This is a genomic window from Sorangium sp. So ce128, from assembly GCF_051525245.1.
GTDB classification, from domain to species: Bacteria; Myxococcota_A; Polyangia; order Polyangiales; family Polyangiaceae; genus Sorangium; species Sorangium cellulosum_B.
In genome coordinates, this window is the sequence record NZ_CP150313.1 from 10,044,010 (window position 1) to 10,069,736 (window position 25,727).

20 protein-coding genes are annotated in these 25,727 nt (G+C 70.6%); 7 read left to right on the plus strand and 13 right to left on the minus strand.

Features of this window, described 5'->3' with window-relative positions; all coding sequences use genetic code 11:
* Positions 1-134: 134 nt before the first annotated feature.
* The 3 genes from WME82_RS38110 to WME82_RS38120 form a co-directional block, all read right to left on the minus strand.
* Positions 135-1,937 (minus strand): tetratricopeptide repeat protein, encoded by a 1,803-nt coding sequence (locus tag WME82_RS38110; RefSeq protein WP_438039348.1) that lies wholly within the window; start codon positions 1,935-1,937, stop codon positions 135-137.
* The gene (locus WME82_RS38115; RefSeq protein WP_438039349.1) at positions 1,897-3,810 is read right to left on the minus strand and encodes an MYXO-CTERM sorting domain-containing protein; all 1,914 of its coding nucleotides are present in this window, start codon (positions 3,808-3,810) and stop codon (positions 1,897-1,899) included. The genes WME82_RS38110 and WME82_RS38115 overlap by 41 nt, the downstream gene beginning before the upstream one ends.
* A 400-nt stretch (positions 3,811-4,210) precedes the next feature.
* Positions 4,211-5,302 (minus strand): MBL fold metallo-hydrolase, encoded by a 1,092-nt coding sequence (locus tag WME82_RS38120; protein ID WP_438039350.1) that lies wholly within the window; start codon positions 5,300-5,302, stop codon positions 4,211-4,213.
* A gap of 206 nt (positions 5,303-5,508) precedes the next feature.
* On the opposite strand from WME82_RS38120, the gene WME82_RS38125 reads away from it, so the two are divergent.
* Entirely contained in the window at positions 5,509-6,471 is a 963-nt protein-coding gene (locus tag WME82_RS38125; RefSeq protein WP_438039351.1) for an AraC family transcriptional regulator, read from the plus strand.
* Between the two features lie 331 nt (positions 6,472-6,802).
* Here WME82_RS38125 and WME82_RS38130 read toward each other — a convergent pair whose 3' ends face one another.
* Positions 6,803-9,157 carry a DUF3160 domain-containing protein gene (locus WME82_RS38130; RefSeq protein ID WP_438039352.1) on the minus strand — a complete coding sequence of 785 codons (2,355 nt, stop codon included), beginning with the start codon at positions 9,155-9,157 and terminating at the stop codon, positions 6,803-6,805.
* Positions 9,158-9,486: 329 nt separating this feature from the next.
* On the opposite strand from WME82_RS38130, the gene WME82_RS38135 reads away from it, so the two are divergent.
* Together WME82_RS38135 and WME82_RS38140 are read left to right on the plus strand one after the other, a co-directional pair.
* On the plus strand, positions 9,487-9,831 hold the full coding sequence (locus WME82_RS38135; protein WP_438039353.1) for a hypothetical protein: 345 nt from the start codon (positions 9,487-9,489) through the stop codon (positions 9,829-9,831).
* Between the two features lie 29 nt (positions 9,832-9,860).
* Entirely contained in the window at positions 9,861-11,066 is a 1,206-nt protein-coding gene (locus WME82_RS38140; RefSeq protein WP_438039354.1) for a hypothetical protein, read from the plus strand.
* A gap of 426 nt (positions 11,067-11,492) precedes the next feature.
* On the opposite strand, the gene WME82_RS38145 is transcribed toward WME82_RS38140, so the two are convergent.
* Entirely contained in the window at positions 11,493-11,750 is a 258-nt protein-coding gene (locus WME82_RS38145) for a hypothetical protein (protein WP_438039355.1), read from the minus strand.
* Between the two features lie 42 nt (positions 11,751-11,792).
* Between WME82_RS38145 and WME82_RS38150 the strand changes: the two genes are divergently transcribed.
* Both WME82_RS38150 and WME82_RS38155 read left to right on the plus strand, forming a co-directional pair.
* Entirely contained in the window at positions 11,793-11,993 is a 201-nt protein-coding gene (locus WME82_RS38150; protein WP_438039356.1) for a hypothetical protein, read from the plus strand.
* A 182-nt stretch (positions 11,994-12,175) separates the two neighbouring features.
* Positions 12,176-16,228: a serine/threonine-protein kinase gene (locus tag WME82_RS38155; protein WP_438039357.1), complete on the plus strand. Its 4,053-nt coding sequence runs from the start codon at positions 12,176-12,178 to the stop codon at positions 16,226-16,228.
* Positions 16,229-16,313: 85 nt separating this feature from the next.
* Here WME82_RS38155 and WME82_RS38160 read toward each other — a convergent pair whose 3' ends face one another.
* Entirely contained in the window at positions 16,314-16,745 is a 432-nt protein-coding gene (locus WME82_RS38160) for a hypothetical protein (RefSeq protein ID WP_438039358.1), read from the minus strand.
* Positions 16,746-17,143: 398 nt separating this feature from the next.
* Here WME82_RS38160 and WME82_RS38165 point away from each other — a divergent pair, with 398 nt between their 5' ends.
* The gene (locus WME82_RS38165) at positions 17,144-18,331 is read left to right on the plus strand and encodes an endo-1,4-beta-xylanase (protein WP_438039359.1); all 1,188 of its coding nucleotides are present in this window, start codon (positions 17,144-17,146) and stop codon (positions 18,329-18,331) included.
* A 166-nt stretch (positions 18,332-18,497) separates the two neighbouring features.
* On the opposite strand, the gene WME82_RS38170 is transcribed toward WME82_RS38165, so the two are convergent.
* The 5 genes from WME82_RS38170 to glgC form a co-directional block, all read right to left on the minus strand.
* Complete coding sequence (locus WME82_RS38170; protein WP_438039360.1) at positions 18,498-19,451, minus strand: alpha/beta hydrolase; 954 nt, start codon at positions 19,449-19,451, stop codon at positions 18,498-18,500.
* Entirely contained in the window at positions 19,451-20,209 is a 759-nt protein-coding gene (locus WME82_RS38175) for an RsmE family RNA methyltransferase (protein ID WP_437741435.1), read from the minus strand. Before WME82_RS38175 ends, WME82_RS38170 begins: the two co-directional genes overlap by 1 nt.
* Positions 20,206-21,159 (minus strand): 50S ribosomal protein L11 methyltransferase, encoded by a 954-nt coding sequence (locus WME82_RS38180; RefSeq protein ID WP_437741436.1) that lies wholly within the window; start codon positions 21,157-21,159, stop codon positions 20,206-20,208. Before WME82_RS38180 ends, WME82_RS38175 begins: the two co-directional genes overlap by 4 nt.
* 123 nt (positions 21,160-21,282) lie before the next feature.
* Positions 21,283-21,978, minus strand: coding sequence for a metallophosphoesterase (locus tag WME82_RS38185; protein WP_012239701.1), 696 nt, complete (start codon positions 21,976-21,978; stop codon positions 21,283-21,285).
* A gap of 207 nt (positions 21,979-22,185) precedes the next feature.
* The gene (gene glgC / locus WME82_RS38190; RefSeq protein WP_437741437.1) at positions 22,186-23,454 is read right to left on the minus strand and encodes a glucose-1-phosphate adenylyltransferase; all 1,269 of its coding nucleotides are present in this window, start codon (positions 23,452-23,454) and stop codon (positions 22,186-22,188) included.
* 559 nt (positions 23,455-24,013) lie between these two features.
* On the opposite strand from glgC, the gene WME82_RS38195 reads away from it, so the two are divergent.
* Positions 24,014-24,718, plus strand: a complete 705-nt coding sequence (locus WME82_RS38195; protein WP_438039361.1) for a hypothetical protein — start codon at positions 24,014-24,016, stop codon at positions 24,716-24,718.
* 43 nt (positions 24,719-24,761) lie between these two features.
* Here the strand turns inward: WME82_RS38195 and WME82_RS38200 are convergent, their stop codons facing one another.
* Both WME82_RS38200 and WME82_RS38205 read right to left on the minus strand, forming a co-directional pair.
* The gene (locus WME82_RS38200; RefSeq protein ID WP_437741439.1) at positions 24,762-25,148 is read right to left on the minus strand and encodes a hypothetical protein; all 387 of its coding nucleotides are present in this window, start codon (positions 25,146-25,148) and stop codon (positions 24,762-24,764) included.
* Between the two features lie 99 nt (positions 25,149-25,247).
* Positions 25,248-25,616: a hypothetical protein gene (locus WME82_RS38205; RefSeq protein ID WP_437544954.1), complete on the minus strand. Its 369-nt coding sequence runs from the start codon at positions 25,614-25,616 to the stop codon at positions 25,248-25,250.
* Positions 25,617-25,727 lie beyond the last annotated feature (111 nt).

Consider the following 25,727-nt stretch of genomic DNA (forward strand, 5'->3'; position numbering starts at 1 on the left):
AAGGCGTTGCTGAACGGGACCCAGGTCCAGCTCTCGGCGATCCGGGGCAGGAGGCACTGACCGGACTCCGCGTCGAAGACGGCGCGCTGAATCTGCGCTCGGAGGTCAACGCAGACATCTGTGCCCGTTTCAGCTTACCCATCGTCGAGATTCTGCTGTTGGCACGCCTGAGCCGCCGCACGCCCTTCCTCAACGAGGCGCTGGAGCTCACCGTCCGCAGTGAGCCCCTTGAAGCGCTCGTCGAAGAGCACGACTTCGGCCCAACTGGGCGCAACAGCGAGGGCTTGCCTGAGATCGGCAATAGCCTCAGCGCGCTGGCCCAGCAGAGCGTACACCGCGGCGCGGTTATACCATGGGCTCGCGAAATGGCGTGCCAATATCGAGTGCTCTGGAGGCGCCTGCACGCTGCATCCGATGGCCGCGCTATAAGCGTTGATCACGTCGTCGTGACGACTGAGCTCGAACAGCACAGTGCCCAGGATTTCCCATGATCGCGGTTCATCCGGGGCGGCGGCGACGAGGCGGTTAGCCGACGCCAGTGCTTCGTCGAGTCGACCCGCATCGCGGAGCGCTACGGTGCGCTTGCGGAGAAGATCCACCAGCGTCCAGTCTGCTCCCAGATATCGGTGATCGAGGGCGCGGACGCAGTGATCCACCGTCAGCGTGTCCCTGACATCGAGGAGCGTGAGCGCGCGGTCGAAAGCCTCGACTATTTCACCCGCTGGATCGAGGAGGACGGTGGGAGTCTCCTCGAGCGTCGAGGCTTCGAGCAGGGCTGTCCCGAGAAGGAACCACAAGGTGGGCGAGCGTGGCTCGATCGCGACCGAGCGTCGCAGCGCCTCGACGGTGCCCGCATGATCCCCCGCGTCACTGGCAAGCACGGCGCGCTGGAAGAGAAGCGCTGCATGCTGGCCCGAGCCTGGAGCGAGCAGGCCCTCGAGCACTTCCGCCGCTTCAACCCGCCAATGGTTGCGATAGAGCGTGGTGAAATTCTCGGTGATCGCGAACGGTGCCTCTTCCCCAGCGAGCCCTCCACCCGGTGAGAGCGCAGTATTAAGGTCTTCCACGAGAGAGCGGACCTCCACGGCCTTGTCCTCGTCATGCTTCAGGCGGGTCAGCGCGGTGAGCGCGTTGGCGTACGCCATCCAGGGGCCACCTCCCCATCGCCGCGCGAGCTGGCGAAGCGGGCGAAGGCTCCCGATCTCCGTTGTGGTGGACTCGAGCAGCGCGTTCACCGTCCGCTCGAGATCGGCGAGCCTCCTCTCCTTCAGCGCCGATCGCGAGAGGTGCGCCAGCATCAATGGATCGATTATCCAGACGTGCTCGCCGGTGTCGGCCTCGATAGACTCGATGTCGTGGAAGTCGACCACCGCGCGGTATCCAGGTGGCAGCGTCAGGACCTTTCCCAACCAGGGGCGCACGCGGAATATCTCTGACACCGTCGTCATGACGATAGCCTCCGGCGGTCCGGCGGGATCGCGCGACGCACCGATGGTCCAGCCGGAATCCCGGAGATCGCTCGGAGCCATGCGACGTAGACAGACGCGGAGTGACCTCAGACTACTCTTCTCCATCCTTACCAGGGCACGGAGTGGCGCGCTTGACCGCTTGGCACCGACACGCTTCACGACCGCCTCTTGCTCGTAGAGAATTCGCAGGGCTTGGTCCGCCCCAGGAACGGCATCGCGTGGTGGGCTGCCCTTGAAATCTGGCTCGTGCACGACGACCTCGCCACCCACGTGGCGCAGCGTGAAGGGAATATCTCCGAGTTCCACGGTTGCCCCATCGTTCAGCGCAGTACCTCCCTCGTGGCACCTGGCCACGACATCGAGGAGCGTCTCAGCTTGCAATTCGAGATCGGCGCCACAGCGGACGACCACCTGGGAAGCGCCGATCCTACGGCGGAACTCTCTGGATGCGTATTCTTGCTGGCTCATCTTTGGCTTCCCTCAGCTGCGCGCGCCGGCGGCGGGTCGCGGCGGCCAGCGCAAGGAGCGCGGCGCCCGCGATCGACGCGCTGGCGCGCCCGCTCTGCCCGGGCGTCGCGCAGCCGCAGCCGCCGTCCGAGCCCGCGTCCCCGGAGTCGCCCGGGGGCGCCGCGCCCGCGCCCCCCTCGCCCGCGCTGCCCGCCTCGCCGCCGCCCCCGCCGGAGGACACGCCCTCGCCGCCGCCCCCGCCGCCCCCGCCGGGCTCTCCCTCGAAGCGGACGGTCGCGAAGTTGCCGTAGCTCTCGCTCAGCGGCGGCTCGCCCTGGCAGGAGACGAACTCGTAGCCCCATGTCGGGCGGAGCGAGAACGCGCTCCCCTGCGGCGGGCCCACCACGTCGAGCTCGAGGACGACCGTGCGCTGCTCGCCCGGCGCGAGGTCCCCCGCGTCGACGCCCGCCATCAGATCGCCCGCCGCGACCGGCGCGCCCCGCGCGTCGCCCGCGACCCCGTCGGTCGTGAAGCGCTGGAGCGCGAGCCCACCCTGGAGCGGGACCTTGAAACGCACGTTCGTCGCCGCGGCGTGCCCCTGGTTGTCGAGCGTCACGGTCACGGTGAGCGCGTCACCGACCTCGACGACATCCGCGCTCGTGCGGAGCGACGAGGCCCCGCCGGTGAAGCTCGGCGCGTTGACGTCGATCTGGAACGCGGCGAGCGCCGGCATGAACGAGTCGCCCGTCGTGATCGTCCGTATCACCGCCGACCGCTGCCCCGCGACGAGCTGCCCGCCCGCCGAGCTCACGGGCACCGTGGTGACGTCCCACCCCTGGCGCCCGCCGGAGACGTTGACCCCGGCGATCGCGTCCTGGTTCGCGCTGCCGAACGTGCCCCGCGTGTCGAGCTTGCCGTCCGCGTCGTTGAGCTGCGAGCAGAAGAAGTTATCGGCGGGGTTGTTGCCGCCCGACAGGCTCACGAACACGTCGGCCGCCGTCGGCGCGAGCAGGAGCTGATCGCCGGTGTGGGTCGCGTCCCCCGCGATCGCGCCCATCGCGACCTTCCCCTCGATCGGCCCCGAGGGCGGCGCGCAGAAGCCGCTCACCACGTAGTCCTGCTGGGTGTCCTCGTCGACGAACGATCCGCCGACGAGCACCGACAGGTTGCGCACGGGCTGCGTTCCGTCGCGGTACGCCACGACGAGCGTCCACCCGGCGGCGTTCAGCGCGTTGTTCGTCTCGTTTTGCGTGCCCGGCACGCCGCGCACCTCGTACGCCCCGGCGCCGTGGGCCTGCACGAACGCTGTCACGTTGGCCGACCGCAGGTAGTAGTTCACGGAGAACCCGCTCGCGCTCGTCCCGGCGAGCGTCACCGAGGTCGCCTCGTCCGGCGACGCGGCCATCGACGCGCCGCCCGTGCTCAGCGTCACGGGGGTGCCAAGGAACGCGGTGACATCGTCGCCGTATTTGTAGCTGCCGCCCCAGATGAGCTCCGCGTAGAGAACGTCGAGCTCGTCCGGCAGGACCAGCTCCGCCGCCGACCCGTTCTGCCTCCAGTCCGCCGTGGTCCCCGCAGGCCACGGGTTCGCGGCGTTCGGCGGCGTGTCGTCGACGCTGCCGTCGAGCGAGAGGAACGTCCCGATCGAGCCCACCGCGCCAGGCCCGTTCGCACTGAGTTGCTTGCTGAGCCCCAGCGTGTTCCCGGTGGCGACGATGCCGCCCGGCGTCGTCGTCGTGAAGCGGAGCTGGGTCGCCGAGGCGGGCTGGGCGTGCCCGAGGCCCAGGGCGGCGAGCCCGGCGAGGGCCGCCGTGCGGCGGCGCAGGCGACGCATCGTTGCCTTCGTCTCCAGCAGCCGCGCGGCCCACCGATCCCATCGCGCTCGGTTCGTCATGGCTCCTGCCGCCCTGGATCGGGCCCACCGCGCAGAGGCCACGCCCTCCGCGCTCCGGGTGTGCTGCCGGCCCCGCGTCCGCGCGCAGGATACCCGCGCGACGCCGGGCGCTCCAGGGCGTCCACGCGAAGGATGGGGTTCGGACCTACGAACACGCGGAGATCGCCCTCTACCACGCGCTCGGGGACCTGCCGGAGCCCGGATGGCTCACCCACAAGTTCTACCGAGGAGGCAGAATGACTAGCTCTACTGCGGGAAGTCGGCCGGGGAAGCAAACCCCCAAGCCGTCAAGGGCGCCAAGAAAACCGGGGACTAGGGGGATGCCCGGACGGCCCCCTTCCCCCATGCGCGTTATCCATCCGCGGGGGTGAGCCCGTCCGTGCGTCCTCGCGGCGTCGCGCTACTTCCTCTTCGCGTCGTCGACGTAAGGGGCGGGCACCCAGCGGTAGGACTCTCCGTCTCTCCGGACATGGCCCAGCCCGGGAAACGGGGCGTGGGTGTGCGCGACGAGGTAGCCCTTGTCGGCCGCGTCGGCGAGCGCCTTCTTGCGCGTTTCCACGGCCATCGGCGCGTTCACGTCGAAGGCCACCGCCACCGAGGGATCGTCGAACTGAACGGCCATGATGTGAACGAGGTCGCCCCACAGGAGGAGCCTCTGGCCGCCGCTCTCGAGAGCGTACAGCGTGTGACCGGGCGTGTGGCCGTATGCCGGCTCCGCGCGGAACCCCGGAAAGAACTCGGCCGCTCCGGTGAACGGCTTCACTCGCCCGGCGTCGAGGTACGGCTGCAACGTGGCTTGCGCCGCGGCGAAGAACTGGGCTTGCATCCCCGAGGACTTCGCGGCGGCCGCCTTGTCCATCCAGTAGTCGAGATCCTTCTGGTTCAGGTGGACGGTGGCGTTCGGGAAGGCCCTCTTCCCGCCGATCACGAGCCCGCCGGAGTGATCCGGGTGAACGTGCGTGAGGAAGACGTCGGTGACGCTCTCGGCGCTCACACCCACCGCAGAGAACGACGCGGGGAGCTTCCCGGTCGTGGGGCCCATGAGCTCTGCGCACCCGGTGTCGACGAGGATCGTCCTGCCGTTCCTGTGGATCAGGAAGGTGTTGAAGGACACGTCGATCGGCGACCTCTGGAAGGATTGCGCGAGGAGCTTGTCGACCTCACCCGGCTTGGCGTTGAGGACGAGGCCATTCGAGATATCCAGGCCGAACGTGCCGTCGGAAAGCACGGTCACGTCGATGTCGCCTACACGCGTGTGATAGAAGCCCGCCTGACGCCTCTCGCCGCCGGACGGAATCAGCGCGCTCGCCGCCGGAGACGGCGCCGGTGCCGCCGGCGTCGCGGCGGGCTGCTCCGGAGCCGCCGGGCTCTTCGGAGCGCTGCTGCTCGGCGGGGCCGGGGCGGCGCACGCGGCGGGGAGGGTGAGAGCGCCTCCGAGCAGCAGGAGTGAGGCCGCGATGGACGCGATTCGCCGCGTGGAAATCATCCGCATGATCGTTCTTCTCTCCGGGCGCTCTTCGGTCGCTGGCGGCGCGCGAGCGCTGCTCGCCGCCCGTCGGCGGGACGGCGGCCCGTGTTCGCCGCCCGTTCGCCATTGCACCGTACGTCCATGCAGGTAGACTTACTATGCCTGAAACATCAGAAAAATAAACCGATCGTCCAGATGGGGCGCCTGACGGGCGCTGGAGGAGCGAGGCGATGGACGCCCTCAGCCGACTCTTTCATTCGCTGCACGTCGAGAGCGCCCTGTGCACGCGCTTCGAGGCGTCGGCGCCGTGGGGACACCGCGTCGCGCACCGCGGCCCCATCAAGTTCGTGCTCATCGTCGCGGGATCGTGCTGGCTGCGAACGCGCGCGCTCCCGGAGCCGAGGCTGCTCGGCGCACACGATCTCTTCCTCGTTCTGGATGGCGAGCCCTACGTGCTGTCCGATTCGCTGGACTCCGCGACCGTGGACTGCACCGATCTCGAGGATCGCCGAGACGGCTATCTGATCCGCTACGGAGGCGGAGGCGCGCGCTCCACGCTGGTGAGCGTGGCCTTCGACGTGGATCCGACGGAGGGCGAGCCTCTCCTCGTCGCGCTCCCGCGCTTCATCCACCTGCGCATCGATCAGAACCGGAGCCACGGCCTCCAGTCGCTCATCGAGCTGTTGCGCCTAGAGGTCTGCTCGTCGGAGATCGGATCGATCCCGATCATCCGCCGCCTCGCCGAGGCGCTCTTCATCTCGGCGGTCCGGGCCTACCTCCAGACCGGCGAGGGGCCGAGGAGGGGCGTCCTCGCGGCGATCGCCGACACGCAGCTCGCGCGCCCGCTCGGCGACATGCACGAGGACCTCGCGCGCGGCTGGACGATCGACGACCTCGCGCGCAGCGCGCGGATGTCTCGCTCCGCTTTCGCGGAGAGGTTCCGGAGCACGGTGGGCCAGACGCCGCTCGAGTACCTGACGCGGGTCCGGATGGACCGCGCGCGCGGGCTCCTGCGGGAGGGCATCCCCATCGCCGAGGTTGCCCATCGCGTCGGCTACGACTCGGCCATCTCGTTCACGCGCGCTTTCCGGCGCGTGACCGGCGGCACCCCGGGGGCGTACCAGCGCGGACCCGAAAGCGGAGCGAGGCCGGAAGACGCGCACGAGAAGGAGTCGAGGCGGCCATCCTCATGACGGTGGCGCCTCGCCGGTTCCCGGCGCCCCGTCGCCGGACGACAAGCCCGCCATGAATCGACGGCACCGTTCTTCGATGTCCTGGATGCTCAGGCGCCCGTCCTCGAGCAGCCTCGAGGCGTGCCGTATTCGCCACCCCATCACGTGCGCGAGCGGCATGTCGCCCGCCGCGGGCGGGGGGCGCCGGGACGGCTCCGCGCTTCCTGGCGGGGTCTCGTCGACGGGACGCCAGGTCGTCGGCCATCTCGACGTAGGGCGCCAGGAGGAGCGACGTCGACGGAGGGCGTCGAACCGCAGGTTGTCACAGCGCTGGGCCTCGCCGCGCCGGTTTCTACTCCGCCAGCACCGGCGCCATCCACGGCACATCGGCCGGCGGATCCTGATACAGCTTCCGAGCCCATTCCTGGTCGGTGAGTCGGGTGAAGCCCTCCGCCAGGTGCTCGTGGTAGGCGAACACCGCGCCCGCGTACGCGCGCGGCCCCTGACAGGTATCGACCGTCATGACCATCATGCGTGGATTGCCGGTGCCCACGTGCAACACCGACGGCGATCGCGGGACCGGCAGGTCGCCTCCGATGTCCGTGTGCACATCGGCGATGGTCGGGTCGCTCTTCAAGCCGTCGACGGGATCGAAGAACAGATCCTTGTACCAGCCCGTTTGCCAGGGGTCACCGCTGCCACCGCCCTCGATGTGAATTGCCTGCTTGATGAAGGTCAGATGCTCCTCCGAGTGCGGCATGCCCGTCCGCTGCGCTTCCGCCATTTCACTCAAGGTGGTCGCGATACGCGACAGGGTGCCGAAGTAGGCGCTCACCTGCTCGGCCAACGTGTCGTTCCCGTTCAAGCTGAAGTCGAGGGTATCGACCAAGGCCTGGCCCTGGCCGGCGAACTTGGCGATCCTTTGAAACAGCTCGGGGTAGGGCTCGACGTACGCATCCGGAAAGTCGCAGCCATTGCTGCCGGTATACGACTGCTTGGCATACAAGATCGTGTCGTGCCTGAGCTGCGCCCACGATCCGAGCTGAGTGTTCAGCAAACGGCGCCCCCACGCCTCGCTGCGCGCCACGCTGGGTAGACCTTCCGCGGCTGGCCCCAGGGTCGTGGCGTTCGCCGAGAGCGTCTGTAGCGCCCCGAGCCAGGACGTGTACAGGCTGCCTTCCCAGTACGATGGAGGGTGGGCGTCGGCGATGACGCGAACGGCCGCCAGATCGCCGGCGTAGCTCCATTCTTCGAGCTCACCCGCGAGCAGGCTCACCGCGTGGTCGTTCTTCAGGGCGGCGAACGCGGCGTCGAGCGGGTTCGGGACCACGCGCGTCGCGGTGCGGTCGTACACCACGTTGGAGAACACGTGACTATCGATCACGTAGCGCTGCCCGAAGAACGCAAAGCTCGCATTGAGCGGGAACGTGGAATCGCCGCCATCCTTTCGCATGATGTGGCTCGCGATGCGCTGCTCGCCGTAGCGCCCCTCGATGATCGCCTGAGCGATCGTCGTGTCATCGATGGCAGCAAGCCCGCTCGCATCGGACACCCCCAGGCCCTGCAACAGCTCGTCCAGCTCGGGCACGATCATGTAGTCGTGCTCACCAACGAACGCGGTGATGGTTCGATCGATGCCCGACCAGTCTTCCAGCGCCGCGGCATCCATCAAGTCACGCATCGCCAGCGCCGCCTCGAGCTGACGGCGCCAGAAGACGCGCGAACCATTGGGCATGGTCTCGATCAGCCGAAAATCGATGCGTCCCATCCACATCATGGCGCGGAAATAGCGCTCGAGCGCCACCGTGTCCGTGTAGTGGCCCCGAGGCTTGAATTGCGAGAAGTCGAAGCGGCGCGGAACGCCGAAGATGGACCTTTGCTGTTCTCCGTCGGCCGCCTCGGCATGAGCCAGGAAGGACGCGACGTCGGCTTTGCTGGCTCCCGCCACGGGTTCGCTGGGCGCTCCCATCAGCAGACTGCGCGCGACGGTCAGGTAGAAGTCCGCGTCGGCTGCTGCCTGCTCCGAGAGCCCGGAGTTTCCGGACGCCAGGCGAGCACGCATCGTGTCGAGCAAGCGGGCGACACGCGGGATCAAGACGGCCTGTTCCAGGGCCTGCAAGATGTCGTCGTACGAACGGTGCATGGCTTCGAGCACCATGTCGCCGCTCACGAAGACCGGCAAATCGTGCACGTAGATGGCAGCGTAGGCGTAGGGAAAGCTGGGATAGGCAAGTCGGCTAGAAACTACGAAGCCGTTCGCGGCCAGGACCTTGAGCTCCGCGTCATTCAGGCCCAGCTCTGATCTCTGGATCAGATCGAGGTTCTGAACGTCCGTGAGACCGTAGCCCAGATCGTTCGAGAACGAGACCGCGTAGGCCTCCTGGAGGGACGCCGCGTCGTGTTGTTTGGCGGTGGCCACCTGGGCTTCGACTTCGGTCGCGGCGACCGAGCTGAGCTCGAGCTGTACCTGGGTTCCGACCTCTGCGGGACGCTCGTCGCCGGGACCGGCGGGGCCCGGCCCACCCGGTTCGGTGGAACCAGAACACGCCGCGAGCAAGCCAACGCTGACCAGGGTGGAGAGAATTCGTTGGGTGTGCACGGATTTTCCTGCTCCTTTGGCGGCACAGGGTCTGGTGTGCCGGTGTGCCAAACCCGGATCGTTGTGCCGCGGCACCAGGCCGAAGGACGCTCGAATCGCGGGTTTCATCCACTCCATGTGTGCCAACGCCATAGACAGGCAACCGGCGTGCCAGCCCTCCGAGCCGACAAGCGGCTTCCCGGCTTCCTGCTGGCCACTCCAGTGCCGCGGGTGTGGGTGTTGTACGGCGCCAACGGTTGCACGGGAACGCTCGCCGCGGAGCTCGTCCAGGCGCGGAGCCTCGCTCCGGTCCTTGCTGGGCGTGGAGGGCTCGGCGGCGTGGTCCTTCCGTCGTTGGCGCGAGGGGGAGGCGCGCTCGGCGGGGTCGGGCTTGCAGGATCAGCCTTGCTCGTCCTATCGTCCTTGACACGGGTCGACGAAGCCGTCGTAATTGCGTCGTGCTGACCATCCGGCGCGAGCAGATGAAGCTCCTGGCCCGGCGCCCGGACGCCGAGCTCATGCCGCGCCTGCTCGAACGCGTGCGGGTGATGTATCCGGAGCAGGTCTGGAGCACGAACGACGAGACGCTGATTGAGCGCCTGAAGGCGCAGCTCCAGCGGGCGGCGGGCCACGGGCTTCACCTCGAGGCCCACGTGACCAGCTATGTGGATCTGTGCTTCGAGCTCGGCGACTCGTTCGAGGAACAGCCGGAGTACGCGGCGCTCGTCGCCACGCTCCGCGCCCGGAATGTGACAAGCGAGGCCAAGGCGCAGGCCATCGCGGACGAGCTGGTGATCGGGTAAGCGATGCGACGGCGCCCGATCGCGGCTGCGTGGGCAAGTGGCGCGGCGGTTCGGGTGCGCGCGTGCCGTTGACCGTGGCGGCGTTGTTGCGGGCAGCCGCGCGCTGCCAGCGGCGCATCGAGCGGATCGACGAGGAGCTCGTCCGTCTCGACCACACAACGGCCCCGCCCGGCAATACCGACTGGCCCACCGAGCGCCAGCACATCCGCCGTGTGCTCAACAAGGCGCGAAAGCTCCAGAACGAGCGGCGCATCCTGCTCCGGCGCCTGGCCAAGGTCGAGCAAGGTCAAATCCCGCCCCGGTACGCAGACCGGGCCCGGCTCTATCGCGGCAGGTTGCTCTTGGACTTGGCGAGAAACCACGCCCGCTCGAAGCCCATGCAAGGCCGGGCGCGCGACCTGGTCGACATTGTCCGCACCTGCGTGGTCGAGCACCGAGAGGCTCTGTTCGGCCAATGGATGATCGACAGCCTCCGCGAGCTCAACACCGCGCGACGTCCGGGCCAGGATCGACGCTTCCTCTACGCCAACGAATGGGATGGCGGTGTCTATCGCTTCCCGCAGCGGTCGTGGATGGCGGACGCGCCCGTCGACGACCACCACCCCGCCCACTCGGTCACCATGAACTTCGCCAACACCGAGGACTTCAGCCCGTCCGCCGCCCTCGAGGATCTGTTCACCTGCGACGCCCATCCCATCGCCATCGAGTGCATGAGCGCGCTGCACATCTGCTTCTTGCGCGCCTTCATGAAGACGGTCGGCACGGCGGCGCTCGACGCGGTCACCGAGGACATCGTGCAAGTCGCGCCGGGAGACGAGGGCAGCGTGAGCAAGCTGCGGGTGGCGCTGGCGGTGGACTCCGTCGACCAGCTGCGCCCCGGCGATTGGGTGTACTTCTACAATCATCCAGACTACGTGAAGCGCCACCGCGACAGCTCCTTCGCCACCTGGCAGGGTGCCAATGCCGTCTATCTCGGCAACGTCGGCGGCGAGCCGCGCTTCAGCACGTTCGATTCGCAAGACCCGGCGTGGACCGAAGCCGAGTTCGTGGCGTTCCTGCTGCAGGAATACAACCGCAAGCCGGGCGGCCCGAACAGGGGACAGCTGGCGAACATGTTCCCCCAGCTGGCTTCGTCCGACGACGTCCCCGGTCTGCGTTGCCCGAATCCCGAGCAGCGGGGGCGGATCAGCCCGGTCTATCGCATCAACGTTCAAGAGCTGGCGCGCTGGCGCTGAGGCGCTCGCGAAGCAAGCAGCTCTCCGACCGGCGCCAAGACGCCATTTCGTTGGGCGACGCTGGGCTTCGATGCGGATGGTCACCGGTCCGCGAAGAAGATCCACGCCATGACCAGCAGGAGCCCGAGCCGTGGAGAACAACCACGCCATTCGTCTCCTGACCCAACAATCGCCGACCCAACAAGGACCGCCTGTGGTCCTTCGCCGCGAAGACTGGCTTCAAAGCCGATCCGAGCGACATCAATCACACGTTCTGCTGCGCTCAACAGGGAGCTTGGCAGCATTCGTCAGTCATGAGCTGCCATTCAGAGTTGCGGCGCCCCCTTCGAACGCGCTGGGCAGCACAAGATCGTCATCGAAAAGACGATCGAGAGGAAGGAATAGGCAGCGGCCGTTCGAATAACATCTGGCCGCAGCCGTCAACCGTCAGGAGAGCACGTCGGCGGCGGTCTTCGCCCCAAGGACGTTATCGAGCCAGCGGTCGAGAGTAGCAATGTCCGTGCATGCCTGGACGCGCGCACTTTCGCGCTCGGTGAGCATGATCCCTGCCCGCGCAAGCAGCCGCAGAAGCGTGTCCCTCTTGCCCTTGAGCTCGCCCTCACGTAGGCCCTTGAGCTCGCTGCGATCCATGAGCTCCCGCACGAACGGAAACCTCGCCTCGCCTTCGAGCCGGCGCGAACACACGGGAGAATCCGAGGAGAGCTCGACCTCAGGGGTGGCGGCGCCATGGCGGAAAGTAGCAGTCGCCCCCATCAGAGCTTACGGCACATCCACACGCTGGGGATTTCGACATCCGATCGGCTGCTGCTCACGCTGAACGATATCAACGCGGAGAGCCGCACAAGCGAAGAGCTCGAGCGCAGCACGGTCGTCCAGGGGCCCCTCACGCGCCTGTACCTGCTCACGGCTCAGACGCCGGACGGCTGAGCGAACACGGCCCGACCGGGCATCTCGCCTGCGCTCCAGGTGCTGCTACGGGAGGTTTCCCCGGTTCAGCAGGACAACCACCATGGCGCCAAGGCCGCCAGCTCGAAGCGGCGCCGCGCCGGGAACCTCCGCTGCGGCGCCGCGCCCTCGACCGCGCTGCACCCCTGCCCCATCCTCTCGCCATGCTGCCGCCAGCCAGCGCACAGCCGGGCGACCTCCTCGCCCAGCGCTTCGTGATCGAGCGCCAGGCTGGCCGGGGCGGCATGGGCTTCGTCTACCGCGCCCTCGATCGCGCCCGCGGCGAGCCGGTCGCGCTCAAGCTCCTTGCGGGCGAGGGCGACCGCCAGGAAGAGCGCTTTGCCGCGGAGTGCCGCATCCTCGCCGGCCTGAGCCACGCTGGCATCGTGCGCTTCGTCGCCCAGGGGGTGACCGACGCGGGGCAGCGCTGGCTGGCCATGGAGTGGCTCGAGGGCGAGGACCTCGCCGCGCGGATCGCGCGCGCGGGCCTCGGCGTGGACGACAGCGTGGCCCTCGCCCTCGCCGCGGCCGAGGCGCTCGCCGCGGCGCACGCACACGGCGTGATCCACCGCGATATCAAGCCCTCGAACATCTTCCTCGTCGGCGGCGACCCGCGCCGCATCAAGCTCATCGACTTCGGCATCGCGCGCCTCAGCGGCGCGACGAGCCTGCACACCCGGACCGGCGTGGTGATGGGCACCCCGGGCTACCTGGCCCCGGAGCAAGCGCGCGGCGAGCGCGCCGATGCGCGCGCCGACGTCTTCGCGCTGGGGGCCGTGCTCTTCGAGTGCCTCACCGGCCGGCCAGCCTTCGCGGGGACGGACGTCCTCGCGGTGCTGGCGCGGCTGCTGCTCGAGCCCGCGCCGCGGGTGCGCGAGCTCCGGCCCGACGTGCCGCCGGCGCTCGATGCGCTGGTCGCACGCCTGCTCGCCAAGGATCCGGCGGCACGGCCAGCAAGCGCCGCCGAGGTCGCCGCGGCGCTGCGCGCGCTCGGGGCGCAGGGCGGCGAGCCGGCGCCGGTCCCCGGCGCGGCGCTCACCGCGGGGGAGCAGCGCGTGCTCTCGCTGGTCATGGCCGCGCCAGCGGACGCCGCCTGCGCGGCCGGCGGCGAGACGCTGCCCTCCGAGGTGCCGGCGGGCGCCGCCGGCGCGGCCGGCGAGACGCTGCCCTCCGAGGTGCCGGCGGCGCGGCGGGGGCGCCTCGAGGCGGCGATCTCCCGTCTCGGCGGCCGGGTGGACCAGCTCGCCGGCGGCGGGGTGCTGGTGAGCCTCCACAGCAAGGGGAGCGCGACCGATCAGGCCGCGCGCGCGGCCCGGTGCGCGATGGTGCTGGGGCCGCTGCTCGACGACAGCGGGGGCGCGGCGCGGATCGCGGTCGTCACCGGGCGCGCGGAGCTCACCGGGCAGACGCCGGTCGGGGATCTCATCGATCGCGCCGCCACCATGTTGGCCAGCGCGCCGCCCGCGGCAGGCGTCGCGATGCTCGACGAGGTGACTCGGGCGCTGCTCGACCCCCGCTTCGAGGTGCGGCGCGGCCCGGCCGGCTTCGAGCTCCACGGCGAGCGGGAGGCGGGCGGGGGCGCGCGCATGCTGCTCGGGCGAGAGAGCCCGTGCGTCGGCCGCGACCGCGAGCTCCGCGCGCTCGTGGACCTCTTCGAGGAGTGCGCCGGCGAGGGGCTCGCCCGGGCGGCGCTGGTGACCGGGCCGCCGGGCATCGGCAAGTCGCGCCTCTGCGACGAGGCGCTCCAGCGCATCCGCGCGCTCCGGCCCGACGTGGAGATCTGGACGGGCCGCGCCGACGTGGTGGGCGAGGGCGCGCCCTTCGGGGTGCTGGGCGAGGCCATCCGCTGCGCCAGCGGCGCGCTGGCCGGCGCGCCGCTCGGCGAGCGGCAGGCGCGGATCCGGGCGCGGGTCGCGCGGCGCGTGCCCGAGGCCGAGCAGCGCCGCGTCGCGGAGATGCTCGGCGAGATCGCGGGCGCGCCCTTCCCCGACGAGGAGAGCCCCGCCCTCCGCGCGGCGCGCCAGCACCCGGCGGCGATGGCGGAGCAGATCGCCCGCGCCTTCGAGCGCTTCGTGGCCGCCGAGGTCGAGGCCCGGCCGATCCTGCTGGCGCTCGACGATCTGCACTGGGGCGATCTGCCCTCGGTGCGGCTCCTGGGTGAGGCGCTGCGCCGGCTCGAGGATCGGCCGCTCTTCGTGCTGGCGCTCGGGCGCCCCGAGGTGCACGAGCGCTTCCCCGGGCTGTGGGCCGAGCGCAGCGTCCAGGAGATCCGGCTCGCCCCGCTGCCGCGCCGCGCGGCCGAGCGGCTCGCCGTGCACGCGCTCGGCGACGCCGTGGGCGCGACCAGGATCGCCGAGCTTGTCGAGCGCGCGGCCGGCAACCCGTTCTATCTGGAGGAGCTCCTCCGCGCGGTCAGCGAGGGGCGCGGCGAGGCGCTGCCCGAGACCGTGCTGGCCATGGTGCACGCGCGGATCAGCGCGCTCGATCCGGCGGAGCGGCGGGTGCTGCGCGCGGCCAGCGTCTTCGGCGAGGTGTTCTGGGCCGGCGGGGCGCGGGGCCTGCTCGGCGGCGATCTCGCCCCTCAGGCCTGGGGCGGCCCCCCGCCCGGGGGCGATGACGTGACCCTGCCCGTGACGGGCGCGGCGATCTGGGCGGGCGAGGCGCTGCGCCTGCCCTGCGGCGAGCCCGCCTCGCCGGTGAGCGGAGCGCTCGCGTCGCTCGTCGCGCGGGAGGTGATCGAGCGGCGCGCCGAGAGCCGCTTTCCGGGCGAGGAGGAGCTGGCGTTCCGCCACGCGCTGCTGCGCGAGGGCGCGTACGCGACCCTGACCGACGCCGATCGGGCGCTCGGGCACAAGCTGGCCGCGGCGTGGCTCACGGCGGCGGGCGAGAGCGATCCCGGGGTGCTCGCCGAGCACCTGGAGCGCGGCGGCGAGCGCGCCCAGGCGGCTGCCCGCTACCTGGAGGCGGCGGAGCTGCTGCTGCGCGGGGGCGACACCGCGGGGGCGATCGAGCGCGCGGAGCGCGGCGTGCAGTGCGGCGCCGAGGGCGACCTCCACGCGGCGCTGCGGCTTCTGCAGTGCGAGGCGCTCTCCTGGATAGGGGAGAAGGCTCGAGCCGGCGCTCTGGCGAGGCAGGCGCGGCGCCTCGCCAGACCGGGGAGCCGGAACTGGTGCCTGGCGACGGCCAAGCTGCTCTGGAGCGCGCTGGAGGAGTGCGGCTCGGCGGAGCGCATAGAGCTCGTCTCTGGAGAGCTCCTCGCGATGGACCCCGAGCCCGATGCGGCCGCACCCTTCGCGCAAGCGCTGTATTTTGCCTGGTCGTGGCTGATGTTCGTGGAGCGACGTGACCTGGCTGAGGCCTACCGCGCGAGGCTCGAGCGCCTCGACGAATCGCTCGGCCGCCGAGATCTGCTTGTGTCCGGCCACTGGCGCGTGATGCAGGCGGAGGAGGCGCGCCATCTTTGCGTTGACGGCTGGGCGGCGCTCCAGCTCCTGCGCCAGGCCGAGGCCGCGTTCGACGCGGCAGGGATGCGACTGCTGGTGGAGTACGCGCGCGTGAGCATCGCCGGGGCCTACGTCGAGCTCGGGGTCCACGACCGCGCCGAGGAGATCCTGCGCCCCCTCCTGCCCGAGGGGAGCGCTCGAGCCGACGTGAGCGGACGGATGGCCCGGTGGTGGCGCACGGTCCTGCGCTGCGCGCGCGGCCTGCTCGACGAGGCGATCACGGATATCGTCGATCTCGCCAGCGCCCTCGCGGCGCAGCAGGATCGATTCTTCGAGAGAATGGCGCGCCTGCTGCACGCGAGCCTGCTCTACCGCCGCGGCGACCTCGTCGCGGCCGAGCGCGAGGCGCTCGCGGCGATCGAGGGGCTCGCGATGCCCTCGCTGGCCCATGACTGGGCGAGAACGGTGCTCGCGCGGGTGAGGCTCGCCCAAGGCCGCGCCGCCGAGGCCGCGGCGATCACGGAGGACCTCGTGGGGCGCCTGCAAGCGCTCGGGCTCAGGCCCCCGGAGGCGGACGGGCTCACGCTGGTGCACGTCGAGGCGCTCCACGCAGCGGGGTCGACCGACAAGGCGCGCGCGGCCCTGGCGGCGGCGCGCGCGGACCTGCTCGCGCGCGCGGACCGGATCCCGGACGCGGACATCCGGCGGTGCTTCCTCGAGAACGTCCCCGAGAACGCGCGGCTGCTGGCGCTCGCGGAGGCGTGGCTCGGCTGAGGCCTCAGGCGCCGCGCGCCGCGCAACCCCAGCGCCTCGGCGGCGATCGCCGACACCGAGCGTGAGACGAGCAAACCTCTCCTCATCACCTGACGTCGATCCCTTTTTCTCTCAGGCGCCGGAGGATGTCCTGACCGTTCATCTCCCAGAGGTCACCAGGGTCGATCTCTTGCACCTGGCCGTCCCTCCCCTTCACAATCCACACCTCAATCTCGCGATTCTTTCTATCCCTGGCGGTGCCAATCGCGATGGACTCGACCTCAGCGAGACGAAATCCCTTCACGGTCGGCGCGAACCAGAACCCCGTGGTCTGCTCCAGCTTCTCGTCGTCGAGGACGACCCGATCCATCGCCAGCATCGGCGCGAAGAGGCCACCCGCTACCGCAGAAACCCCGAATGCGATCAAGGCAACCACCAGCGGCTGACGCCTCCACAGCAGGAGCACGCCGATCGACGCGGCAAGCACCGCGACGGCGATCGCAATGCCGGGCACATAGCTTGGGAAGCTGTAGATCATGCTGTCTTACCTGACGGACCTCGCGTTCTACCGCGAGACCCGAGCGAATGTAAGAACGCCGAGCGCGCGATCCCACGGAAGCCCCCGTGTAGGCTACGTCGGAGCGCGCAAGAGCACTTTCGCGGACGCAGCGCCGAGGACCAGGCCAGCGCCTGCGCCAGCGCCGCGAGGGTGCGGCGCGCCGCGTCGCTTCTCACGCTGTTCGCCCGCTCTCGTGACCGTGGAGGATCGCTCCACGGCACGGGTCGTGATAGATCCGAGGGGCAACGGGAACTCCAGGGGCCGGTCTGTCCGGCGTGCGTGGCGCTGGGCGCATGCTCTCTACCTCGCGCTGCTCCCCTCGGCCTTCCCGCTCCGGGAGTCACCGGTCACGATCCTTCAGCTTGCAGATGGTTGGCATGAACAAGAACCGTTCTTCTCGATGGCTGTGCGGCACAACCTCGATCGCACTCGGGATCGCGGCCCTCTCCGGCTGCTCTGGCAAGGTGGACAAGGCTGATGATGGCCCGAGCGGCTCGTCGAGCGCGGGCGGCACGACGGGAGAGGGGGGCCATGGCGCCAGCGCCGGCGCAACGGGCGCCGGCGGAGCTGGCACGGGCAGCACGGGCGCTCTGGGCTCTGGTACGGGCGGCTCCGGCGACGGTGGCAACGGAGGCGCCGGACCGAGCAGCTCCGGGGCTGGCGGTTCCAGCGACGGGTCGGGTGGCTCGAGCGGCAGCACCGGCAAGTTCGTCGGCAACATCACGACGAACCGCCAGGTGCGCGACGGCTTCATCCAGCACTGGAACCAGATCACGCCCGAGATCGAGGGCAAGTGGCCCTCTGTCGAGACGAGCCGCGGCGTTCGAGACTGGAGCAGGCTCGACGCGATCTACGAGTACGCGCAGGACAACGACATCCCCTTCATGCAGCACAGCTTCGTGTGGGGTGCCACGCAGGCGGCGTGGCTCACGAGGCTCCCCGCGGAGGAGCAGCGGCAGGCCGTGAGGGACTGGATGCAGGCGTTCTGCGAGCGGTACCCCGACACGAAGTACATCGTCGTCGTCAACGAGCCGCCGCCCCACACCTTGCCTCCCTTCATGAACGCCATCGGAGGCGCCGGCGAGAGCGGCTATGACTGGATCGTCAACTCCTTCAAGTGGGCTCGCGAGTTCTGCCCGGACGCGACCTTGATCCTCAACGACTACAACAACATCGAGTACGAGAGCGATCACAACCACTTCGTCGAGATCGTGAAGGCGGCGCTGGAGGCGGGCGCCCCGATCGACGGCCTCGGCGCGGAGGCCCACGACGCGTACAAGATCGACACCAGCACCGTGAAGGGCTACATCGACAGGCTCGCCGCCACGGGCCTGCCCGTGTACATCACCGAGTACGACATCGACCTCGCGGACGACGACGAGCAGCGCAGGGTGATGGAGGAGCAGTTCCCGATGTTCTACAACCACAGCGCCGTCAAGGGCATCACCCTCTGGGGCTACGTCGTCGGCTCCACCTGGAGGGACCGCACGGGCCTCCTGTACCCGGACGGCACGATGCGGCCGGCAATGACCTGGCTGATGGACTTCCTCGGTCGCGGCGAGTGATCTCCCTCGCACGACCGTGCCGCGGCGCTCCCTGGCGCGCACGACCGTGACATACGTCTCGGGGTCAGAGACGGCATCGCCGGGATGGTCGAGCACGACGCGGAGATCATCGAGTCCGGGATGTACGGGCGAGGGCACGCTCGGGATCTACTTCTGACGCGCGGGATCAGCGCGCCTCGTGCTCGCGCCAGAAGGCGAACGCCTCGTCCAGGTACACCTCCTTCGCGCCGTGGCCGAACGGGTGCTCGGCGACGCGCACGGGCCAGCCCGCGCCGCGCAGGACGCCGGCGAGGGCGCGAGCCGAGCCGCCCACCGTGTCGTGGGCGCCGAAGCCGATGTAGAACGGCCTCGGCGCGAGCGTCGAGAGCTCGGGCGTCGCGCGACCTCCCCCGCCGGACATCGCGCCGAACCCGTCGGCCTCGATCCCGCCGCGCAGCGCGAGCGCCGCGGCGAAGTACGCGCCCGACGACGAGCCGGCGACGTACACGCGCGAGAACGGGGCGCCGGCGATCTCCTCGAGCTTCCTCCGCTTCTCCGCGAACGTCGCGACGAGCGGAGCGGCGTGCTCGCCGTACGCCCGCCCGCCCGTCGGCCAGCCCCGCCAGCTCGCGTACCCCTTCGGCGCGAGGCCGACCTTGCCGCGCGGCATCAGCGCGGCGACGCCGGCGCGCCGTGCGGCGCGGGACACGACCGTCTCGAAATTGGTCTTCTGCTGGCTCTCCTTCCCCGGCGGGACGATGCCGTGGAGATAGAGCAGCAGCGTCCGGGTCGGCGCGTCGGGCAGGACGTAGCAGGTCTCCTCGTCGAGCGCGTCGACGCCATCGATGCACCAGTCCGTCTCGACGCGCGGCGGGCGCGCTCGGGGCCACGGTGCCGGCTCAGGCGATGCGGTCGGGGCGGCGGCGACGGTCGGGATCGGCGCTGCCGGCACAGGGTCGGGCTCCGCTGGACCGAGCGCGGCGCCGTCGGGCGCCGGCGCGCGCGCGCTCCTCGGAGCGTCTGCCGTGTTGCCGCACGCGCAGAGCGCGCCGAGCAACGCCGCGATCCACCGCCGCGACGGCGAGCCGCTGGCGCTGCGACCAGCGCTGGCCAGCGCGCCGCTCGCCGACCGCCGCCCCATCACCCCGCGCGCGCGTCGCTCACCGCGATCAGCGCCCCGAGCGCCGCCGCGCACACCGTCTCCGTGCGCAGCGTCAGCGCGCCGAGGCGAACCCGCTCGAACCCGAGCGCCGCGCACATCCCGAGCTCCTCCGGCGTGAACCCGCCCTCCGGCCCGACCGCGAACGCCGCCTCCATGCCCGGCGACAGCGCGGCCAGCCGCGCGCCGAGCGGCGTCTCCGCGTAGGGATCCAGGCACATCCCCAGCGCGCCGCCCTCGGTCGACGGCGCCGCCTGCGCCTCGGCGAGCGCCGCCGCGAGGCTCATCGGCGCCTCCACCCGGGGCGCGTCCCCGCGGCCGCACTGCCGCGCCGCCTCCACCGCGATCCGGCGCCAGCGCTGGCTCCTCTCCTCGGCGGGCCGCGCCACGCTCCGCGCCGAGATCGCCGGGATGATCCGCGTCGCCCCGAGCTCGGTCGCGTCGCGCACCACCGCGTCCATCTTGTCGCCCTTGCCCACGGCCTGGATCCACGTCACGCGCCGGCCTGGCCGCAGCGCGGCCGGGCGGGGCGCGTCGATGCGCGCCTCCGCCCCGCGGCGGCCGATCGACTCGAGCGTGGCCTCCGCCTCGACCCCGAGCTCCGGATCGAACACGACGAACCGATCCCCCTCGCGGAGGCGGTGCACCCGCACGACGTAGCTCGCCGCCTCGGGCGGCAGCGCGATCACGCCGGCCGCGATCGCGCCGAGCGGCACCCGCAAGAGCCCCGGGCCGCTCATCCCGGCGAGGACGCCGCGCCGCCCGGCGCGCGGAACAGGAGCGCCACCCAGCCCTCGCCGCCCGCGTCGCCCCGCCCCGCCCTGCGATCGCCGCCCGGCGACGCGGGATCCGGCCGGGTCGCGACGTGCTCGAGCGCGCGCGGCAGCGACGTGTACCGCGCGATCAGATCGTCGCGCTCGCTCTCGAGGATGCCCGACAGGATCAGCCAGCCGCCCGGCTCGAGCACACGCGCGAGCTCCGGCGCCAAGGGCCGCAGCACCCGCGCCTCGATGTTCGCGACGACCCACGGGAACCGCCGCGTCACCCCCTCGACCACGCCGGCGCTCGCCTCGATGCGGCCCTCGAGGCCGTTGCGCGCCGCGTTCTCGAGCACCACCTCGATCACGTCCTCGTCGTTGTCGATCGCGATCGCCCTCTCCGCGCCGAGCACCAGCGCGACGAGCGCGAGGATGCCGCTGCCCGTGCCCACGTCGAGGAGCTCGCGGCCGCGTAGCTCCGCCGCGTGCTCGTCGAGGAGCTCCGCCACGAGCGCCGTCGTCGCGTGGAGCCCCGTGCCGAACGCCCTGCCCGGCTCGAGCAGGAGCACCCGCTCGCCCTCGCGCTCGGGCGCGCGCTCCGCCCACGGCGGCACGACCGTGATCGTGGGCGTCAGCGCGAACGGCGCGAAGTGCTCCTTCCACGCGTCGCGCCAGGCGTCGCCCACCACCTCCTCGAGCCGCGCGGCGAGCGGCGGCGACTGCTCCCCGAGCGCCGCGATGGCCTCCATCGCCTCGCCGTGATCCTCGAAGCTGGCGACGAGCGTCACCTGGCCCGAGCGCGCGCCGCGGACGAGGGTCTGCTCGTCGCGCTGCTCGACGCCGCTGGCGCCCAGCTCGAAGAGCAGGGCGCCGATCTCGTCGGCCTCCGGCTCGGGGACATCGACTGCAACGAACGGGTATCGAGGCTCCACCTGGCTTGCTCCGTGACGGGCCGCCGGCCTGGAGAGCGGCCGCGGCGCGGACGGGAGCCTAACGAAATTCCCGCAGAGAGGCGCGGCCGATCGCGCGGAACCGCTGGAAGACGCGGAGCATTTTTAACGTCCCACGTAGCGGCGCCGCGCCGGGACCGAGACCAGAACCTCGGAGCGCGCCGCCGGCGGCGGGACGCGCTCGCCGTCGTGGAGCACCATCGCCGTCAAGCGCCCCCCGTAGACCGCGCCCGTGTCGATGCCGGTCGCCCACGCGTGCATCTGCGGCTCGCTCCGCGCGTTGTGGCCGAACACCACGTGCGGCGGGCCCTGGTACGTCTGGCCCCACAGCGTCTTGCCCCCGCGGCGCTCGACCGGCTCGCCGTAGCGGCCGAGGCAGCGCACGTACATCAACGTGTGCGGATCCTGTCGCTCGATCGGCAGCCCGGGGATCAACCCCGCATGGACCACACGGAGCCCGTGCTCCGGCAGATCCAGCCAGTACGGCAGCGTCTCGAGCCACGCCCAGTCCCGCTTGCGCAGCTGCTGCGCGGTCTCCTTCGAGAGCTCCCCCAGCGGCTCGCCGCGAGGATCGCTCCGCCCGGCACGCCAGCGGAGCAGCCGATCCTCGTGGTTGCCCCGCACCGAGATCGCGCCGACCTCCCGGAGCAGATCGAGCGTTCCGCACGGATCAGGGCCGCGCACGATCAGATCGCCGACCATGACGACCCGATCGCCCGATACGAGGCCCACGTGCTCGATCAGCCGCGCCAGCTCATCCCGGCAGCCGTGAACGTCACCGATGATGATCGTGCGCGGCATCGCACACCCAACGTAGCAGGGACGCCCGTTCCATGGGGGGCGCCCAGGCCCGTCCCCGCGGACGCGGCAGGACCGCGCGGCTCCGCCGGCGAGCGCGCCGCGATCGCCACGCGCCGCAGCGCGCCGTGATCGGAATTTTACATGCAATTCAGGAGAATTACGCGCCGGCCACCCGGACGGCGCCGCGCTGGGCCCTGGTCAGGCGCATTACGGGGAGTCGATCTTGGCGCGCTTCGGGATCACGACGATCCCGCCCTCGCTGACGAACCACTTCTTGCGGTCCTCCTCGAGGTTGAAGCCGATCTCGGCGCCGGCGGGGATCTCGACGTCCTTGTCGATGATGCAGCGGCGGAGCTTGACGTGGCGCCCGATCTTGACGTCCTCGAACAGCACGCACTCCTCGATGTGGCTGAAGGAGTTCACGCGGACCCGGTTCGAGAGCACGCTCCGGTGGATCCTGCCGCCGGAGATGATGCACCCGAGCGACACCAGGCTGTCCGTGGCGATGCCGACGCGCGCGTTCGCCTCGTCGCGGAAGACGAACTTGGCGGGCGGGTCGTGGCTGATCCCGGTCCGGATCGGCCAGCGCGGGTTGTAGAAATTGAACGCCGGCTGGATGCTCACGAGATCCATCTGGGCCGCCCAGTACGCGTCGATCGTCCCGATGTCGCGCCAGTACCCCGCGCCCTCGTCCTCGCCGGGGACGAGGTTCTCGTGGAAATCGTAGACGTAGACGCGGCTGCCGCTCTGGACCATGCGCGGGATGATGTCGCGCCCGAAATCATGCGCGCTGTCCTCGGTCGCGGCGTCGTGCTCGAGGACGTCGAGCAGCGCCTTCGTCTTGAAGATGTAGTTGCCCATCGACGCGAGGCACATGCCCGGCCTGCCGGGCATGCTCGGCGGATCCTGCACCTTCTCGTGGAAGGCGAGGATGCGCCCCGACTCGTCGCACTCGATGACGCCGAAGGCCCGAGCCTCCTCCTTCGTCACCGGGATGGCGGCGACGGTCACCTCCGCGTCGCGCGACAGGTGATCGTGCAGCATCTGGCGCACGTCCATCTTGTAGACGTGGTCGCCGCCGAAGATGCAGAGGTGCTCGGGCGACTCGTCCGTGATGACGTGCTGGGTCTGGTAGACGGCGTCCGCCGACCCCTTGAACCAGCTCTTGCCCGTGCGCTGCTGCGCAGGGACGGTCTCGATGAAGCTGTCGAGCATCGGCGAGAGGCGCCAAGCTCGGGCGATGTGCTCGTCTAGCGACGCGCTCTTGTACTGCGTGAGGATCTTGATGCGGTGCAGCCCGGAGTTGACGAAGTTCGAGAGGACGATGTCGATGATCCGGTACCGGCCGCCGAACGGCACGGCCGGCTTCGCCCGATCGTGCGTCAACGGGCCGAGCCGGCGGCCCTCGCCGCCAGCAAGGATCATCACCAAAACCTTCGAGGCTTCGAAAGCGGTGCGCAGGGTCGTCTCGCGCATGGGACGGAGAGGGTACTCGATCGATGTTGCCATCGCGAAGAGCGGAAACACGTCCTTCGCGTATTCGAGGCAACCCCGGGACCGGGAGAACGCCGCGGAGGCCCGCGCAACCCAGCCTGGCGGCGCCGGGCGGAGCCCGGGCGGGTCGCGCCGCGCGCCTTGCCGAGCCCGCCTCTCACGCCCTCCTGCCCCGCGATCGGGCGGCGCCGGCAGCGGCCCGTCGCGCTCTACCGTCCTCCGCCCGCCCTCCGCATCGGCGCGCTGCCGCGCGGCCCTCCGCCGCGGCGCGCTGCCGCGCGGCCCTCCACCGCGGCGCGCTGCCGCGCGGCCCTCCACCGCGGCGCGCTGCCGCGCGCCGATGCGCGACGAGGATCGATGAAGAGAGGGGGACGTCTCCGTTTCTCTTTACGATCGACTCGCGGCCGTGTTAGCCGTTTCCGCCGTCGCGCGCGCATGCGAGAGGCGCCTGACCCGCACGCGGCGCACCGCTGTCCGAGGGCTATTCCAGCGCTGGATCTTTCCTGCTGGAGGTGCCCGTCACGCTGACCTTGGAGATGCCATGAACGCCCGATTCGGTCGAACCCTCCTCGCCGCCATCCTCCTCGTCGCGGGCACTTCAGGGTGCGGAACGGACGAGCAGCCCTACCAGGCAAAGCCCGCCTTCAGCGGCCGCAAAGCGACCCTGCCCGCGGTGCCGACGCTGCCCGCGAAGAACAAGAAGCAGGGCGACGCTTACACGGTCTGGGGCGTCACGCACGACCTCCGGAGCCGCGTCCACTTCGAGGAAGTGAACGGCAAGAAGCTCTCGATCGTCGGCTACATCGTCAAGACGAACCTGGCGGAGGCCCCCGCCTGTGCCGTGCACAAGACGGGCAAGGGTGACCCGCCGGACTGCAAGGCGCCGGTCCCCAGCTTCGCGATCGCCGATGAGAAGGGCGAGACGAAGGACATGATCGAGGTCATGGGCTGGGCCTCGAACTTCGCGCAGATCTACACCATGATCGAGGCGATCGACAAAGCGCCGCGCGGCAAGGAGGGCGAGGCGAAGCTCACGGACGAGTTCTGGGGCCAGGAGCTGCCGAACCCGATCCCGGCCGTCGGCGCGAAGGTCAAGGTCACCGGCACCTACGGCGTGACGTTCACGAAGTCGACAGGCGGCGCGGCGGCCAACCCGAAGTACGGCATCCTGTCCGCGGAGCAGATCGAGTACCTCGAGCCGCCGCCCGAGAAGGCCACCCTCCCCGGCATGAAGCGCAGGCCCTGACGCAGCCGCTGGCGGCGGCGGTGCGCCGTCGCGCCGCGCCGCTTCACGTCAGGATGGACCGGATCCCGCTGCTCGGCTCGGTCGCCGCCGACTCGAAGACGGCATCGACGAGCAGCCGCCGCGCCGACTCGTCGTCCGCTTCCCGGCGATCGACGCGCACCAGCGACGCCGGCGCCTGACGGATGATCGCGTCGAACACCTCCCGATCGAACCGGTACAGCTCCTCCCCCACGATCACGGCGTACAGATGCGACGCCGCGCTCGTCGCCCGGAGCGAGCGCAGATCGCACTCGCGCACCGTCACCCCGAGCCGGGCCCCCGCCTCCCGGCACACGGCGACGAGCTCGGCAGGACAACCGGCCACGATCACGAGCGGAGCGGGCGGAGCGTTCGGGACCACAGCCCTGCGCGGCTTCGTACCGTCCTCCATAGGCGCCTCAGCGTAGGCCACGAGTCGAGTACGCCGGCAAGGGAATTGTTTCGTCAGGAACCACCGACGAGCCCGTCTTTCTGCGCGAGACAGCGGCGATCAACGCACCCCCGCTCCCTGCTGGATGTGCCACCCCCGGCCCTCTGCCACGCCGATGAAACGGATCCGCCCCGACCGCTCCATATCGTCGACCAGCTCCTCCGCCTCGAGCTGCGAGATGTCGATCCGGTCACAGAGCACGTCCCGGAACCGGGTCTTGCCCTGCACGTAATCCTCGTCGATCAGCGGGCCGAGCGAGCCCGCCAGGATCTCGGCGGCCAGCTCGAGCGCCACCACGGGCGTGACCACGGTCTCGGCGGTCGTGCGGACGCTCTCGTCCGTCGTCTGGACGGCCGCGTCGCCCATCGTGACGCTCGCGTCTCCGGTGATGAGGGTGCCGTACTCGACGGTGCTCCGATCGGTCGTCATGACTCCACCTCGTCCGGGCTCGGGCGGGTCCGGGTGCCGCGCCCGCGCCAGGCTTCCTTCCTCGCTCATGGAGCGCGGGAGGCCCGAGCGGAAGCCGAACGGAAGCCGAAC

What these genes read in the sequence shown, in the direction of transcription:
- WME82_RS38110 (WP_438039348.1), bottom strand. Translation starts at nt 1,937, where the DNA reads ATGAGCCAGCAAGAATACGCATCCAGAGAGTTCCGCCGTAGGATCGGC.
- WME82_RS38115 (WP_438039349.1), bottom strand. Translation starts at nt 3,810, where the DNA reads ATGACGAACCGAGCGCGATGGGATCGGTGGGCCGCGCGGCTGCTGGAG.
- WME82_RS38120 (WP_438039350.1), bottom strand. Translation starts at nt 5,302, where the DNA reads ATGCGGATGATTTCCACGCGGCGAATCGCGTCCATCGCGGCCTCACTC.
- WME82_RS38125 (WP_438039351.1), top strand. Translation starts at nt 5,509, where the DNA reads ATGGACGCCCTCAGCCGACTCTTTCATTCGCTGCACGTCGAGAGCGCC.
- WME82_RS38130 (WP_438039352.1), bottom strand. Translation starts at nt 9,157, where the DNA reads ATGAAACCCGCGATTCGAGCGTCCTTCGGCCTGGTGCCGCGGCACAAC.
- WME82_RS38150 (WP_438039356.1), top strand. Translation starts at nt 11,793, where the DNA reads ATGGCGGAAAGTAGCAGTCGCCCCCATCAGAGCTTACGGCACATCCAC.
- WME82_RS38155 (WP_438039357.1), top strand. Translation starts at nt 12,176, where the DNA reads ATGCTGCCGCCAGCCAGCGCACAGCCGGGCGACCTCCTCGCCCAGCGC.
- WME82_RS38160 (WP_438039358.1), bottom strand. Translation starts at nt 16,745, where the DNA reads ATGATCTACAGCTTCCCAAGCTATGTGCCCGGCATTGCGATCGCCGTC.
- WME82_RS38165 (WP_438039359.1), top strand. Translation starts at nt 17,144, where the DNA reads ATGAACAAGAACCGTTCTTCTCGATGGCTGTGCGGCACAACCTCGATC.
- WME82_RS38170 (WP_438039360.1), bottom strand. Translation starts at nt 19,451, where the DNA reads ATGGGGCGGCGGTCGGCGAGCGGCGCGCTGGCCAGCGCTGGTCGCAGC.
- WME82_RS38175 (WP_437741435.1), bottom strand. Translation starts at nt 20,209, where the DNA reads ATGAGCGGCCCGGGGCTCTTGCGGGTGCCGCTCGGCGCGATCGCGGCC.
- WME82_RS38185 (WP_012239701.1), bottom strand. Translation starts at nt 21,978, where the DNA reads ATGCCGCGCACGATCATCATCGGTGACGTTCACGGCTGCCGGGATGAG.
- glgC (WP_437741437.1), bottom strand. Translation starts at nt 23,454, where the DNA reads ATGCGCGAGACGACCCTGCGCACCGCTTTCGAAGCCTCGAAGGTTTTG.
- WME82_RS38195 (WP_438039361.1), top strand. Translation starts at nt 24,014, where the DNA reads ATGAACGCCCGATTCGGTCGAACCCTCCTCGCCGCCATCCTCCTCGTC.
- WME82_RS38200 (WP_437741439.1), bottom strand. Translation starts at nt 25,148, where the DNA reads ATGGAGGACGGTACGAAGCCGCGCAGGGCTGTGGTCCCGAACGCTCCG.
- WME82_RS38205 (WP_437544954.1), bottom strand. Translation starts at nt 25,616, where the DNA reads ATGACGACCGATCGGAGCACCGTCGAGTACGGCACCCTCATCACCGGA.